The following is a 13,221-nucleotide window of genomic DNA, read 5'->3' as shown; positions in this document are numbered from 1 at the left end:
GGCTTTGTCTTTTTCGCTCATCCCATTTTTTCCCATCCATGCGAGCCGGCACAGAAACGGCACCGACCAGGAGACAGCCATGGAACAACACCAACTCAGCAGCGACGGCGCCACGCTGGCGCTGCGCGTCTACACGCCCGCTGGCCCGCCGCGCGCCAGCGTGGTCATCGGCGGGGCCATGGGCGTGCGCCAGGCCTTCTACGAGGCCTTTGCCACCTGGCTTGCGGGCCAGGGCTATCGGGTGACCAGCTTTGACTACCGGGGCCATGGCGATTCCCTGCAAGGCTCTTTGCGCCAGGTGCGTGCCGACCTGTGCGACTGGGCGCGCGACTACGAGGCAGTCATCGCCCATGCCAAGGCGCAGTTGCCGGACCAGCCGCTGTTCCTGATCGGCCACAGCCTGGGCGCCCAGCTGCCGGGCCTGCTGCGCTCCCCGCAGCTGGTGGACGGCCTTTTGAGCATTGCGGCCGGCAGCGGCTACTGGCGCGACAATGCGCCCCGCCTCAAGCGCATGGTTCCCTATTTCTGGCATGTGCTGGTGCCCGTGGCCACGCGCCTGTGCGGCTACTTTCCGGGCCGGCGCCTGCGCAAGGTGGGCGACCTGCCGGCCGGCGTCATGCTGCAGTGGCGCCGCTGGTGCCTGAATCCGCGCTACAGCGTGGGTGCCGAGGGCGAGGCCGCCGCGCGCAGCTACGCCGCCGTGCGCTTTCCGGTGATGGCGCTGTCCATGAGCGACGACGAACTCATGACCTGGCGCGGCACCGAGCACCTGTTCGCGCTCTACGCCAATGCCCCCAGCCGCATCGAGCGCATCGAACCCAAGGCCCTGCAGTTGCGGCGCATAGGGCATTTCGGCTTCTTCCGCGCCGATATGCGCGACGCGCTCTGGGGCCGGGCCGTGGACGTGTTCTCGGGCTGGACCAAGGCGCCGGCCGCCGCGGCCCACCCGCGCTTTCCCTCACCCGCAGAGTCGCCGGCTTGACGGACGCGGGCGCCGCTTGCCATCACACTCGTTTGCCATGAGCACAGACATCCATCCTCTCGACCAGGCCGTGGCGCTCACGCCCACCGGCGCCGTGGGCCACTACCAGGGCCAGACCACGCAGGACTACTGGAACATGGTGGGCCCGTACGGCGGCATCACCGCTGCCGCGCTGGTGCGGGCCATCCAGCAGCATCCGCTGTGCCTGGGCGATCCGCTGTCCATCACCGTCAACTACGCGGCCGCGCTGGGCGCGGGGCGCTTCGACATCGAGGCCCGCCCCGTTCGCACCAACCGCTCCACCCAGCACTGGCTGCTGACCATCACCCAGCCCGACCAGGATGGCGATGCCCAGGTCGTCACCACGGCCACGGCCGTCACGGCCGTGCGGCGCAGCACCTGGGGCGGTACCGACCTGGCCATGCCCGAGGTGCCGTCGCCTGCCGCCGTGCCGCGCGTGCCGCCGCTGGGCGGCGTGGAGTGGCTCAACCGCTACGACATGCGCTTTCTCGACGGCATCATTCCCCAGACCTGGGATGGCCGCGAGACCGACAGCCTCACGCGCCTGTGGGTGCGCGACGAGCCGCCGCGCGCACTGGATTTTTGCGCGCTGGCCGGCCTGGCTGACGTATTCTTCCCGCGCGTGTGGCTGCGCCGCGCACAGCGCACCCCGGCGGGCACGGTGTCCATCACCGTCTACTTCCATGCGGGGCGCGAGGAACTGGCTGCCGCAGGCACGGGCCACCTGCTGGCCCAGGCGCGCGGCCAGGAATTTCGCAACGGCTTCTTCGACCAGAGCGCCCAGCTGTGGAGCGAGGCCGGCGTGATGCTGGCGAGCAGCCACCAGATCGTGTATTTCAAGGAATAAGCAAGGCAAGACCATCATGAGCGAAACCACCCAGGACATCCTCGTGCACACCGAAGCCGGTGTCTGCACCATCACCTTCAACCGCGCAGACAAGAAGAACTCCATCACCGAGGCCATGTACGCCAGCATGGCCGATGCGCTGGCCCAGGCCGGCGAAGACGCCGCCGTGCGCTGCGTGGTCTTCCAGGGCGACATGGCCATCTTCAGCGCGGGCAACGACATTGCCGACTTCCTCAAGCAGTCGGCCGGCGTCGCCGCCAGGCCGGAGGGCGAGCAGCGCCCCGTCTGGCGCTTCCTGCACAACATCGCCGCCTTTCCCAAGCCCGTGATCGCCGCCGTCTGCGGCCCGGCCGTGGGCATCGGCACGACCTTGCTGCTGCACTGCGACCTGGTCTATGCGGGCGACAACGCGGCTTTCTCGCTGCCCTTCGTGAACCTGGGCCTGTGCCCCGAAGCGGCCTCCAGCCTGCTGCTGCCCCAGATGCTCGGCTACCACCGCGCGGCCGAGGCCCTGCTGCTGGGCGAGCCCTTCCTGGCCGAGGCCGCCCTGGAAGTGGGCCTGGTCAACCGCGTCGTGCCGCCCAGCGAATGCAATGCGCTGGCCCAGGCCCAGGCCAGGAAGCTGGCCGCCAAGCCGCTGTCGGCCCTGATCGAGACCAAGCGCCTCATGAAGGCCGGCCAGTCCGGCCTGGTGCGCGAGCGCATGGCCGAGGAGGGCGCGAGCTTCGGCAAGCTGATGGGCGGGCCTGCTGCCAAGGAGGCGTTCACCGCGTTCATGGAGAAGCGCAAGCCGGACTTCAGCCAGTGCTGAAATCCACGAAGGCCTCCGAGGCCTCCGAGGCGCCCGTGCAGTTCGAGCCCGAGTTCATCGCCGGGCTGCGCGAGGTGTTCGAGCGCCAGATCGCCTTCAACCAGGTGCTGGGCCTGCGCATCACCGAAGTGCTGCCCGAGCGGGTTGAAGGCCGCATCACCATGCGGCCCGAGCTCATAGGCCACGCCGCCTACCAGCGCATCCACGGCGGCGTGATCAGCGCCGGCCTGGACTCCATGGGCGGCCTGGCCGTCATGGCGGCCATCGGCGCCAAGCACATGGACGACGCACCGCTGCAGCGCCTGCACCGCTTCTCGCGCCTGGGCACCATCGACCTGCGCGTGGACTACCTGCGCCCCGGCATCGGCAGCGAATTCATCCTGCGCGCCGAGGTGCTGCGGCTGGGCTCGCGCGTGGCCAACACGCGCATGGAATTCCTGGGGGCCGATGGCAGCTTGCTGTCCACGGGGACGGCGGCGTACATCGTTTCTTGATGCATGGCCCGCTGACTGCGGGCCTTCTTTTTTGCGTGTCTTCACCCCCAGCGCGCGCGCCACACGGCCCAGGCCGTGCCTGCGCCATAGGCGGCCATGGCCACGGCGACCAGGATGAACAGCGACTGGGCACTGCCCAGGCCGCTGGACATGAGCCAGCCGCCGCCCACCACCACGATCAGCAGGCGCACCGTGCCGGCCAGCACGGGTGCCCAGACGCGGCCTGCGCCCAGGGAGGCGAAGTACAGCACCAGTCCCAGGCCGAACAGCCCGAAGGCCGGGCCCACGGTGCGCAGGTAGAGGTCGGCGTAGGCGCGCACGGCCGGGTCGCCGGTGAAAATGCCCGACCACAACTGCGGCCAGACCATGACCACCAGGCCCAGTACGCCCAGCAGGGCCGCTGCCATGGCGCCGCCCGACCAGGCCACGCGGCGCGCGCGCGCCACTTGGCCGGCGCCCATGGCCATGCCCACCATGGGCACGGCGGCCATGCCGACGCCGAAGGCCATGGGGATCAGCAGGAACTCCAGCCGCTGGCCAATGCCGTAGCCGGCCAGTGCCAGCGGGCCCAGGCGGGCGACCATGCCTGTCAGCAGCAGCGCGGCCAGCGCCGTTTGCACGGGGGACAGGCAGGCGAGGGCGCCCACGCGCAGGATGTCGCGGAACATGGGCCAGGCCAGGCGGGGCCTGCGCCAGTCCAGTTGCAGGCGCTGCTGGCCCCAACGCAGATAGGCCAGGAAGACTGCGACGGCCAGTGCCATGGCCACGATGTTGCCCACGGCCACGCCCGGCATGCCCCAGCGCGGCATGGGTCCCAGGCCCAGCCCCAGCGTGCCGCCCACCACGATCTGCACCAGCGAGGCCGCAAAGATCACGGCCGACGGCATGCGCATATTGCCCGTGCCCCGCACCACCGATGCCAGCGTATTGCACAGCCACACCAGGATGGCGCCGCTGAACAGCACGGCGCCAAAGCCTGTGGCCGCTGCCAGCACCTCGCCGCGCCCGCCCAGCCAGCTGTAGAAGGTGGCGCCGCAGAGCACGAAGATGAGCGAGTACAGCAGGCCTGCGATGGTGCCGATGACGATGGCGTGCAGGGCCAGTGCCGAGGCACGCGCGCCGTCGCCCGCGCCCAGCGCGCGGCTGATGGCCGAAGACACGCCGCTGCCCATGGCACCGTTGCTCATCATCTGCGTGAGCATGGCCAGCGGAAACACCAGGGCCATGGCCGCCAGCGATACGGTTCCCAGCTGCCCTACGTAGTAGGTCTCGGCCACGGCGACCAGCACCGACATGCTCAGCGCCACCATGTTGGGCACGGCCAGGCGCACCAGGGTGGAGGCGATGGGGCCACTGACCAACGGATGCGCGGACCCGCTGGCCGCAGCGCCAGGGGCTGCGGAGGACAGGGCGGCGCTCATTCCGCGCTCTCCTGCGTGGCGGTTTCCAGCACGGGCAGCATGCCCAGCACCAGACTTTCCAGCGCGCCGATCTGCTCGCTGCCGCACAGCTCGCGCACGCGCTGCTGGGCCTGGCGCCACAGGGCGGCAGCCTCGCGGATGCGGGCGCGGCCTTCGGGCGTGACCACCACGCAGCGGCTGCGCGCATCCGCGCCGGGAACCAGGTCGATGAAGCCGGCCTGCTGCAGCGTGCGCAGATTGCGCGTCATCGTCGTGCGGTCGGTGTGCAGCTGCTCGGCCAGGGCCGAGACCGTGGGCGGGCCGTCGGGCGCATTGCGCGCCTGCACCAGCAGGCTGAACTGCGTGCCGCGCAGGCCGCTGGGCGCGAGCGTGTCGTCATAGAGCTGGGAGATCTTGCGCGACAGGCTGCGCACCATGAAGCAGGTGCAGACCGGACTGGCGGCGCTTGAGGTGGAGGAGGTCATGGGGCGTGGGGCAGGTGGCCTGGAATGGAAATGAGTGTAGATGCACCTATTGATTTGCGCATGTCCGCTGCGCGACCTGCGCATGCGCGGTGTGTGATCGAGAAAGGCTTGCAAGCACATGAAACGGGAGAACCATCTGGTTACTTTTCTTGCGAGATGCCGGCATTTGTTGCCAGTTCGTGTGCGTAGCATCGGATTTTTCCGAAGGAGACCCACCCATGGCTGTTCAGAACCCGTTCTTTGGCAAGCGCGACAACGATGCTTTCACCTCCCGCAACACCCTGGGCAGCGGCATAGGCGCCACCGGTACGGGGGGCAGCCCCTCCGGTGCCGTCACGCCCAGCTCCAGCGTGACAAGTCCGTCGACCGCCCAGCGCCAGGCATCGGCCGTGGCTCAGGACTCCCAGGGCAGCAAGCTCACCGTAGGCCCCAATATCAAGCTCAAGGGCGTGGAGATCACCGACTGCGACACGCTGGTCGTCGAAGGCACGGTGGAAGCCACCATGGACTCGCGCGTGATCCAGATCGCCGAGCAGGGTGCCTTCCACGGCACGGCCGAAATCGACATCGCCGAGATCCATGGCGTGTTCGACGGCACGCTGACCGTGCGCGAGAAGCTGGTCATCTACGGCACGGGCAAGGTCAGCGGAAAGATCCGCTACGGCAAGGTGGTTATCGAAGAGGGCGGCGAGCTCACGGGCCAGATCGAGGCCGGCTCCTCGCCGCGTTCATCTTCGGGTTCGGCCGTGGCGTCCAGCGCCTCCAGCCTGTCCTCTTCCTCGTCGGCCGTCTCCAGCGACAGCGCCGCCAGCAGTTCCGCGGCCCTGGCTGCGGCCACCGCAGCGGCCTCGCTGCAGCCGCGCGTCACGCCGTCGCTGGCATGAGCGATCTCTGCTGCCGGAAATGAAAAAGCGACCTGCAAAGGTCGCTTTTTTCATGGCTGCAGAAGTGGGGCGGGTTCAGCCGGCCTGCTGCTGCTTGCGTTCTGCATTGCGCTCGGCCGCTGCGCGCCAGGAACGCACCTGGTCGTTGTCCGGCAGCGACTGGGGCTTGCCCTGGCCGTCGATGGCCACGTAGGTCAGCAGGGCCTCGGTCACCTTGACGAAGCGGCCCTGGTCGGCAAAGCGCTCGGCATAGACCTCGACATCGACCGTGACCGAGGTGCGGCCCACGCGCTGCACGCTGGAGTAGAACGACAGGATGTCGCCCACACGCACGGGCTGCTTGAAGATGAACTCGTTCACGGCCACGGTGACCATGCGGCTCTGGCCCAGGCGCGAGGGCAGCACCGAACCTGCCAAGTCGACCTGCGCCATGACCCAGCCGCCGAAGATGTCGCCATTGGCGTTGACATCGGCGGGCATGGGAATGACCTTGAGAACCAGCTCCTTGTCTGCGGGCAAGGGATGGGGCGGGAGGTCTGGGCGGGGTGGCATGGGCACAATCGGGTCAATATAACAACCGAGAATTGTCTTTCATGCGACGCGAGAGCGCTTCCCCTACGGATTTACCCTTAGTCCCAACCCCGGCACCGTCGCGGGACTGGAACGCGCTGCGGCGCCTGCTGCCCTACCTGTGGCAATACAAGTGGCGCGTGCTGGCGGCGCTGGGCTTCATGATCGGGGCCAAGCTCGCCAACGTGGGCGTGCCGGTGTTGTTGAAGCACCTGGTCGATGCGCTGGATCTGAAGGCCGGCGATGCCCGCGCGGTGCTCGTCGTGCCCGTGGCCCTGCTGCTGGTCTACGGGCTGCTGCGCTTTTCCAGTTCGCTGTTCACCGAGCTGCGCGACCTGGTCTTTGCCAAGGCCACGCAGGGTGCCTCGCGCGCGATTGCGCTGTCCACCTTCGAGCACCTGCATGCGCTGAGCCTGCGCTTTCACCTGGAGCGCCAGACCGGCGGCATGACGCGCGACATCGAGCGCGGCGTGCGCAGCACCGAGTCGCTGATCTCGTATTCGCTCTACAGCATCCTGCCCACCTTCATCGAGATGGCGCTGGTGCTGGGCATCCTGGCGCTGCGCTTCGACATCTGGTTCGCGGCCATCACGCTGGCGGCGCTGGTGTTCTACATCACGTTCACGGTCACGGTGACCGAGTGGCGCACGCGCTTTCGGCGCGAGGCCAATGCCCAGGAGTCGGCGGCGCACACCAAGGCCATCGACTCGCTGCTGAACTACGAGACCGTCAAGTACTTCGGCAACGAGGGCTTCGAGGCGCGGCGCTACGACGAGAACCTGGAGGCGCTGCGCCGCGTGCGCCTCAAGAGCCAGAGCACGCTGAGCCTGCTCAACTGCGGGCAGCAGCTGATCATCGCCACGGCCCTGGTCGCCATCCTCTGGCGGGCCACGCAGGGCGTGGTGGATGGCCGCCTGTCGCTGGGCGACCTGGTCATGGTCAACGCCTTCATGATCCAGCTCTACATTCCACTGGGCTTTCTGGGCGTGATCTACCGCGAGATCAAGCAGAGCCTGACCGACCTGGAGCGCATGTTCACCCTCATGGACAAGGAACGCGAGGTGGCCGACGCGCCCGGCGCCCAGCCGCTGCAGACCCATGGCGCACCGCCCGAGCTGCGCTTCGAGCATGTGGACTTCGCCTATGACCCCGAGCGGCCCATCCTCAAGGACGTGAGCTTCACCATTCCCGCCGGCAAGACCGTGGCCGTGGTCGGCCCTTCGGGCTCGGGCAAGAGCACGCTGGCGCGGCTGATCTTCCGCTTCTACGACGTGCAGTCCGGCCATGTGCGCATCGCCGGGCACGACCTGCGCGAGCTGACCCAGGACAGCGTGCGCGGCGCCGTGGGCATCGTGCCGCAGGACACGGTGCTGTTCAACGACACGGTGGAATACAACATCGCCTACGGCCGCCCTGGCGCCAGCCGCGAGCAGGTGGTGGCGGCCGCGCGCGCCGCGCGCATCCACGACTTCATCGAGGCCACGCCCCAGGGCTATGCCACGCGCGTGGGCGAGCGCGGCCTGAAGCTGTCGGGCGGCGAAAAGCAGCGGGTGGCGATTGCGCGCACCCTGCTCAAGGACCCGCCCATCCTGATCTTCGACGAGGCGACGTCGGCGCTGGACTCGGCCAACGAGCGCGCCATCCAGGCCGAGTTGCAAAGCGCCGCGCGCAACAAGACGGCGCTGGTGATTGCCCACCGCCTGTCCACCGTGGTCGATGCGCACGAGATCCTGGTCATGGAGGCGGGCCGCATCGTCGAGCGCGGCACCCACGGCCAGCTGGTCGCGGCGGGCGGGCGCTATGCGGACATGTGGGCGCTGCAGCAAAGCGGGGAGCCCGCCGTGCTGTAGCGCGGGGCGGCCGAGGGACTGGGTGGCCGGGTGGCCGGGCGCCTGGACGGCTTCAGGGCTTGAGGTGCGTGACCAGGAACTGCTCCATGGCCTCGTAGAACTCGAACTTGTTCTCGTCGTTGTGAAAGCCGTGGCCCTCGTTGTCCTTGACCATGTACTGCACCTCGACGCCGCGCTCGCGCAGCGCCTTCACCACCTGGTCGCTCTCGTCCTTGTTCACGCGCGGATCGCGCGCGCCCTGGGCGATGAACAGCGGCGCCTTGATGCGGTCCACATGCAGGGCCGGCGAGGTGGCGGCCAGGCGCTCCCTGTCGCGCTCGGGATCGCCCACCATGGCGTGCATCTGGTCCAGCAGCGGCTTCCAGTAGGGCGGAATGGTCTTCATGAAGGTGAACAGGTTGGACACGCCCACATAGTCCACGGCCGCCGCATACAGGTCGGGCGTGAAGGCTACGCCGGCCAGCGTGGCATAGCCGCCATAGCTGCCGCCGTAGATGCCGATGCGCGCAGGGTCGGCAATGCCCTGGTCGATCAGCCAGTGCACGCCATCGGTGATGTCGTCCTGCATCTTCAGGCCCCATTGGCCGAATCCCGCTTCCCAGAACGCGCGGCCATAGCCCGTGGAGCCCCGGAAATTCACCTGCAGCACGCAAAAGCCCCGGTTGGCCAGGAACTGCACCTCGGGGTTGTAGCCCCAGCCGTCGCGGGCCCAGGGGCCGCCGTGCGGGTTGATGATGCAGGCCAGGTTCCTGGGCTCGCGGCCGGCCGGCAGGGTCAGGTAGCCGTGGATGGTCAGGCCGTCGCGGCTGGTGTAGCTGACGGGCTGCACGCGCGACATGGCGGACTCGGGGATGGCCGGGTTGATGTCGGCCAGCTTGGTCAGCGCATCGGCGGCCGCGTCGTAGATGTAGCGCGCGCCCGGCGTGCGGTCGTTGAAGGCGGCGACGATGAACTTGTCCTCGGCGCGGTTGGCGCCCTGGATGGCGAAGTCGTAGCCCGGCAACTGCGCAGCCAGCCGGCCGTACAGGGCTTCGGTCTCGGCATCGAAGAAGCGGTACTGCGGCTTGTCGGTCTGGTAGGCGGCCAGGGTCAGCACGCGGCGCTTGCGCGAATAGGCCGCCGCGCCCAGATCGACTTCCTCGGGCACGAAGATTTCCTCTTCCTCGTCAGGCCGGGCCGGGTCGATGACCACCAGGGCCAGCTTGTCGCGGCCCCGGTTGGACAGGGCGTAGAGCTTTTGGTCGTCGAAGGTGAAGAAGGCCGGGCTGACGCTGGTGCGGTAGTCGGTGGTGATCAGGGGCTGGAACTCGCCGGCCTCGTCGTCGCGGTAGAGCAGGGCGCTGTTCAGGCCGTCGCTGGCCACGGCGGCCCGCACGCGGCCTGCGTGGTCGGTCTGCCAGCCGACGATGTTGCCGGGGTTCTGCGCCACCAGTTGCGCCGCCCCCGTGTGCACGTTCACGCGGTACACGTCGAAGACCTCGGCATCGCGCCGGTTGTGGCTGATCAGCACATGGTCGGGGTCGTCTTCCAGGTCGTCCTCGATGCTGGCGCGCACGCCTTCCCAGGGCGTCAGGTCGGTGGCTTCGCCGCTGCGCGCGTTGACCGCCAGCACATGGAAGTTCTCGTCGCCGCCGAAGTCCTTCTGGTAGAGCACTACATCCGGGCCCTTCCAGAAGAAGTTGCTGATGTCGCGCTCGGTCTCGGCCGTGATGCGGCGCGGCTCGCCCACAGGGGTGCTGCCCTCCAGCGCCTGCACATGGATATTCATGCGCGCCGGATGGCCGTCCACGCTGACGGGCTGCATGAAGCCCAGCATGCTTCCGTCATCGGCCAGGCGGAAGAAGCCGCGCTCCGGATTGCGGAAGAAGTCCTTGATCGGATAGGCCTGCGGAGCCTGCGCATCGGCGCTGGCATCCCGTGCCAGGTTGAGGATGTGGGCGGCCATGGCGGGGTGTCGGGAAAACGTCGGCAAGGGTGACCTCCTGGGTTGCAGCGGCAGGGGAAAAGGGAGCCGGCCATGATGCCATGGCGCTGTATACAAACAGGCGGGCCACTGTCTTTGATGGGATTGGTTGTATACATTTGATTGGTGTTTTCCCGTGTTTTTGCGGAAAAGTGCACCATGAATCGCCTTGGATGTATACATTCACGCCATTCCATCCAGACAAAGCCCCATGAGCCCCCAGCTTGCCCCCGCCGCCTCCGAACCGGAAAGCCATTCCCAGGTCATCAAGGCCCAGCTGCAACTGCGCGAGATGATTCTTGCGGGCGAACTGCCCGCAGGCGAGCGCATCGCCGAGCTGACCGTGGTGCAGCGCCTGGGCATCTCGCGCACGCCGGTGCGCGCCGCGCTGATGCGGCTGGAGCAGGAAGGCCTGCTCGAAGCCATGGCCGGCGGGCGCGGCTACCGCGTGCGGCTGTTCTCCGAGGCCGATGTGGCCGATGCCATCGAACTGCGCGGCACGCTGGAAGGCCTGGCCGCGCGCTGGGCGGCCGAGCGCGGCGTGGCCGAGCCGCTGCTGGCGCAGGCCGGCCGCTGCCTGGATGCCATCGACCGCGTGCTGGAGACGCCCGACTGGGGCGATGAGGCCTTCTCGCGCTATGTGGCGCTGAACTCCGAATTCCACGACCTGCTGCATTCCATGGCCGGCAGCAGCGTCATGCAGCGCGAGCTGGAGCGCGTGGTGCGCATGCCCTTCGCCTCGCCTTCGGGCTTTGTGCTGGCGCGGGCCGAATCCCCGCGTGCGCGCCACAGCCTGATGGTGGCCCAGGACCAGCACCGCCAGGTGCTGGACGCCATTGCCGCGCGCGAGGGCGCGCGGGCCGAGGCGCTGATGAAGGAGCACTCGCGCATTGCGCGCCGCAACCTGCGCGAAGCCGTGAGCGAGCCCGGCAGCCATGCGGTTCCTGGCGTGCAGTTGATCCGAGCCTGATTCGAGTCTGACCCGCGCTTGATCTGCGCTTGATCTGCCCTTGATGTGCGCCGGCGGCCTCGGCCGCCTGCGCCCCAGCCACCGCAGCGCCAAGGACTGCGGACCCCACCCATAAAGGAGACCCCCATGAGCACATTTCCCAAGAACACCTGGTACGTGGCCGCCACGTCCGATGAGATCCAGGACAAGCCGCTGGGCCGTCGCATCTGCGGCGAGCGCATCGCGTTCTACCGCGCGCAGCACGGCATTGCCGCCGTGGAGGATTTCTGCCCGCACCGCGGCGCGCCCCTGTCGCTGGGCTTTGTCTGCGAGGGCAAGCTGGTCTGCGGCTACCACGGGCTGGAGATGGGCTGCGACGGCAAGACCATTGCCATGCCGGGCCAGCGCGTGCGCGGCTTCCCCGAGATCCGCAGCTATCCCGTCGAGGAGCGCCATGGCTTCATCTGGGTCTGGCCCGGCGACAAGGCGCTGGCCGATGCCGCGCTCATCCCGAAGCTGCCCTGGCACGACAACCCCGAATGGGCCTATGGCGGCGGCATGTTCCACATCCAGGCCGACTACCGGCTGATGATCGACAACCTCATGGACCTGACGCACGAGACCTATGTGCACGCCAGCTCCATCGGCCAGGCCGAGATCGACGAGACGCCCTGCAAGACCGAGACGCGCGGCGAGGGCGCCGATGTCGAGGTGGTCACCAGCCGCTTCATGAACGACATTCCCGCACCCCCGTTCTGGAAGATGGCGCTGCGCAGCAACGGCCTGGCCGACGATGTGCCCGTGGACCGCTGGCAGGTCTGCCGCTTCACCCCGCCCAGCCATGTGCTGATCGAGGTCGGCGTGGCCCACGCAGGCCACGGCGGCTACGACGCGCCCGACGAGCACAAGGTCTACAGCATGGTGGTGGACTTCATCACGCCGGAGACCGAGGAGTCCATGTGGTACTTCTGGGGCATGGCGCGCCGCTTCAATCCGGGCGATGCCGAGGTCACCGACCGCATACGCGAGGGCCAGCACAAGATCTTCAGCGAAGACCTGCAGATGCTGGAGCTGCAGCAGCGCAACCTCAGTGCCCACCCCGACCGCAAGCTGCTCAAGCTCAACATCGATGCGGGAGGCGTGCAGTCGCGCAAGGTCATCGACAAATGGATTGCGCAGGAACAGCAGGCGGCGGCGGTGGCCGCAGCAGCGGCCCAGCCTGCCGCCGCGGTGGCCTGAGGCCGGCCATGGCCCGGCGCGCATCCAGGACCGGCGCCGGGGATGGGGTAATCTCGGCGGGCTTCAACCCCAGGGCCGCAAGGCCTGCCGCCACCGATGGTCCACTCCGCCTCCGATCCGCTTTCCATCGACCTCTACGACCAGCCGGGCCACCTGATCCGGCGCGCGCAGCAGATCGCGGCGCAGCTGTTCCGCGACGTGCTGGGGCCGGACGTGACGCCCGTGCAGTACGCCATCCTGCGCATGCTGCAGGAAAAGCCGGGCATCGACCAGGTGACGCTGGCGCGGCTGGTGGCGCTGGACAACTCCACCACGGCCGACATCGCGGCGCGACTGGAGGCCAAGGGCTGGGTGCTGCGCGAGATCCTGCCCCGGCGCCAGCGGCGCCTGACGCTCACGGCCGAGGGCGAGGCCATGCTGGGCGGCTTCGTGCCGAATGTGCACGAACTGCACAACCGCATGCTGGCCGCGCTGGAGCCCGAGGAGCAGGCCGAGTTCAAGCGCCTGCTGCGCAAGTTCGTGCAGTTGCACGACGCACGCGACGCCCTCGACGCTTCCTCATCCGACTGACAGCGGCCCGGCCGCCTCCGCGTCCGAGACTGCGCGGCCCCGCCTGATCGGGGAAATCCCGGTATCTGGCGCCAATTTTCATTCAGTAAACTGAATCACATTCAGCATACGTAATGATGTGCTGAGAACACAAGAAAGCTTCCACAGAGCTTCAAC

General features: G+C 68.2%; 13 protein-coding genes. 9 read left to right on the top strand and 4 right to left on the bottom strand.

The features are described 5' to 3' along the window. Window positions 1–79: 79 nt before the first annotated feature. Genes ACF8LI_RS00575 through ACF8LI_RS00560 form a run of 4 tightly spaced genes read left to right on the top strand, consistent with a single transcriptional unit; the run spans window position 80 to window position 3,155 of the window. Complete coding sequence (locus ACF8LI_RS00575) at window positions 80–982, top strand: alpha/beta fold hydrolase (protein WP_016451807.1); 903 nt, start codon at window positions 80–82, stop codon at window positions 980–982. A 37-nt stretch (window positions 983–1,019) separates the two neighbouring features. After that, on the top strand, window positions 1,020–1,850 hold the full coding sequence (locus tag ACF8LI_RS00570; RefSeq protein WP_016446427.1) for an acyl-CoA thioesterase II: 831 nt from the start codon (window positions 1,020–1,022) through the stop codon (window positions 1,848–1,850). A gap of 16 nt (window positions 1,851–1,866) precedes the next feature. Next, window positions 1,867–2,661, top strand: a complete 795-nt coding sequence (locus tag ACF8LI_RS00565) for an enoyl-CoA hydratase (RefSeq protein WP_392411645.1) — start codon at window positions 1,867–1,869, stop codon at window positions 2,659–2,661. Then, the gene (locus ACF8LI_RS00560; RefSeq protein ID WP_012203274.1) at window positions 2,655–3,155 is read left to right on the top strand and encodes a thioesterase family protein; all 501 of its coding nucleotides are present in this window, start codon (window positions 2,655–2,657) and stop codon (window positions 3,153–3,155) included. The genes ACF8LI_RS00565 and ACF8LI_RS00560 overlap by 7 nt, the downstream gene beginning before the upstream one ends. Window positions 3,156–3,196: 41 nt before the next feature. On the opposite strand, the gene ACF8LI_RS00555 is transcribed toward ACF8LI_RS00560, so the two are convergent. Then, entirely contained in the window at window positions 3,197–4,576 is a 1,380-nt protein-coding gene (locus tag ACF8LI_RS00555) for an MATE family efflux transporter (RefSeq protein ID WP_392411643.1), read from the bottom strand. Then, window positions 4,573–5,040: a MarR family winged helix-turn-helix transcriptional regulator gene (locus tag ACF8LI_RS00550; RefSeq protein WP_013804191.1), complete on the bottom strand. Its 468-nt coding sequence runs from the start codon at window positions 5,038–5,040 to the stop codon at window positions 4,573–4,575. The genes ACF8LI_RS00555 and ACF8LI_RS00550 overlap by 4 nt, the downstream gene beginning before the upstream one ends. Window positions 5,041–5,258: 218 nt before the next feature. Between ACF8LI_RS00550 and ACF8LI_RS00545 the strand changes: the two genes are divergently transcribed. After that, entirely contained in the window at window positions 5,259–5,924 is a 666-nt protein-coding gene (locus ACF8LI_RS00545; RefSeq protein WP_047217710.1) for a polymer-forming cytoskeletal protein, read from the top strand. A 75-nt stretch (window positions 5,925–5,999) separates the two neighbouring features. Here the strand turns inward: ACF8LI_RS00545 and ACF8LI_RS00540 are convergent, their stop codons facing one another. Beyond that, window positions 6,000–6,476 (bottom strand): acyl-CoA thioesterase, encoded by a 477-nt coding sequence (locus ACF8LI_RS00540; protein WP_012203278.1) that lies wholly within the window; start codon window positions 6,474–6,476, stop codon window positions 6,000–6,002. Between the two features lie 41 nt (window positions 6,477–6,517). On the opposite strand from ACF8LI_RS00540, the gene ACF8LI_RS00535 reads away from it, so the two are divergent. Continuing rightward, window positions 6,518–8,344 (top strand): ABCB family ABC transporter ATP-binding protein/permease, encoded by a 1,827-nt coding sequence (locus ACF8LI_RS00535; protein WP_392411641.1) that lies wholly within the window; start codon window positions 6,518–6,520, stop codon window positions 8,342–8,344. Between the two features lie 52 nt (window positions 8,345–8,396). On the opposite strand, the gene ACF8LI_RS00530 is transcribed toward ACF8LI_RS00535, so the two are convergent. Beyond that, window positions 8,397–10,289: a S9 family peptidase gene (locus tag ACF8LI_RS00530; RefSeq protein ID WP_126311349.1), complete on the bottom strand. Its 1,893-nt coding sequence runs from the start codon at window positions 10,287–10,289 to the stop codon at window positions 8,397–8,399. 229 nt (window positions 10,290–10,518) lie between these two features. Here ACF8LI_RS00530 and ACF8LI_RS00525 point away from each other — a divergent pair, with 229 nt between their 5' ends. From ACF8LI_RS00525 to ACF8LI_RS00515, 3 genes are all read left to right on the top strand, one after another. Continuing rightward, window positions 10,519–11,277: a GntR family transcriptional regulator gene (locus ACF8LI_RS00525; RefSeq protein ID WP_016446420.1), complete on the top strand. Its 759-nt coding sequence runs from the start codon at window positions 10,519–10,521 to the stop codon at window positions 11,275–11,277. 126 nt (window positions 11,278–11,403) lie between these two features. Beyond that, complete coding sequence (locus tag ACF8LI_RS00520) at window positions 11,404–12,495, top strand: aromatic ring-hydroxylating dioxygenase subunit alpha (protein ID WP_012203282.1); 1,092 nt, start codon at window positions 11,404–11,406, stop codon at window positions 12,493–12,495. Between the two features lie 96 nt (window positions 12,496–12,591). Then, complete coding sequence (locus ACF8LI_RS00515) at window positions 12,592–13,065, top strand: MarR family winged helix-turn-helix transcriptional regulator (protein ID WP_016446419.1); 474 nt, start codon at window positions 12,592–12,594, stop codon at window positions 13,063–13,065. Window positions 13,066–13,221: the final 156 nt, after the last annotated feature.

Source organism: Delftia sp. WSY_12, assembly GCF_043104645.1.
Lineage (GTDB): Bacteria > Pseudomonadota > Gammaproteobacteria > Burkholderiales > Burkholderiaceae_C > Comamonas > Comamonas tsuruhatensis.
The sequence above is the reverse complement of the archived record's forward strand: the minus strand, read 5'-3'. Positions and strand labels throughout refer to the sequence as shown.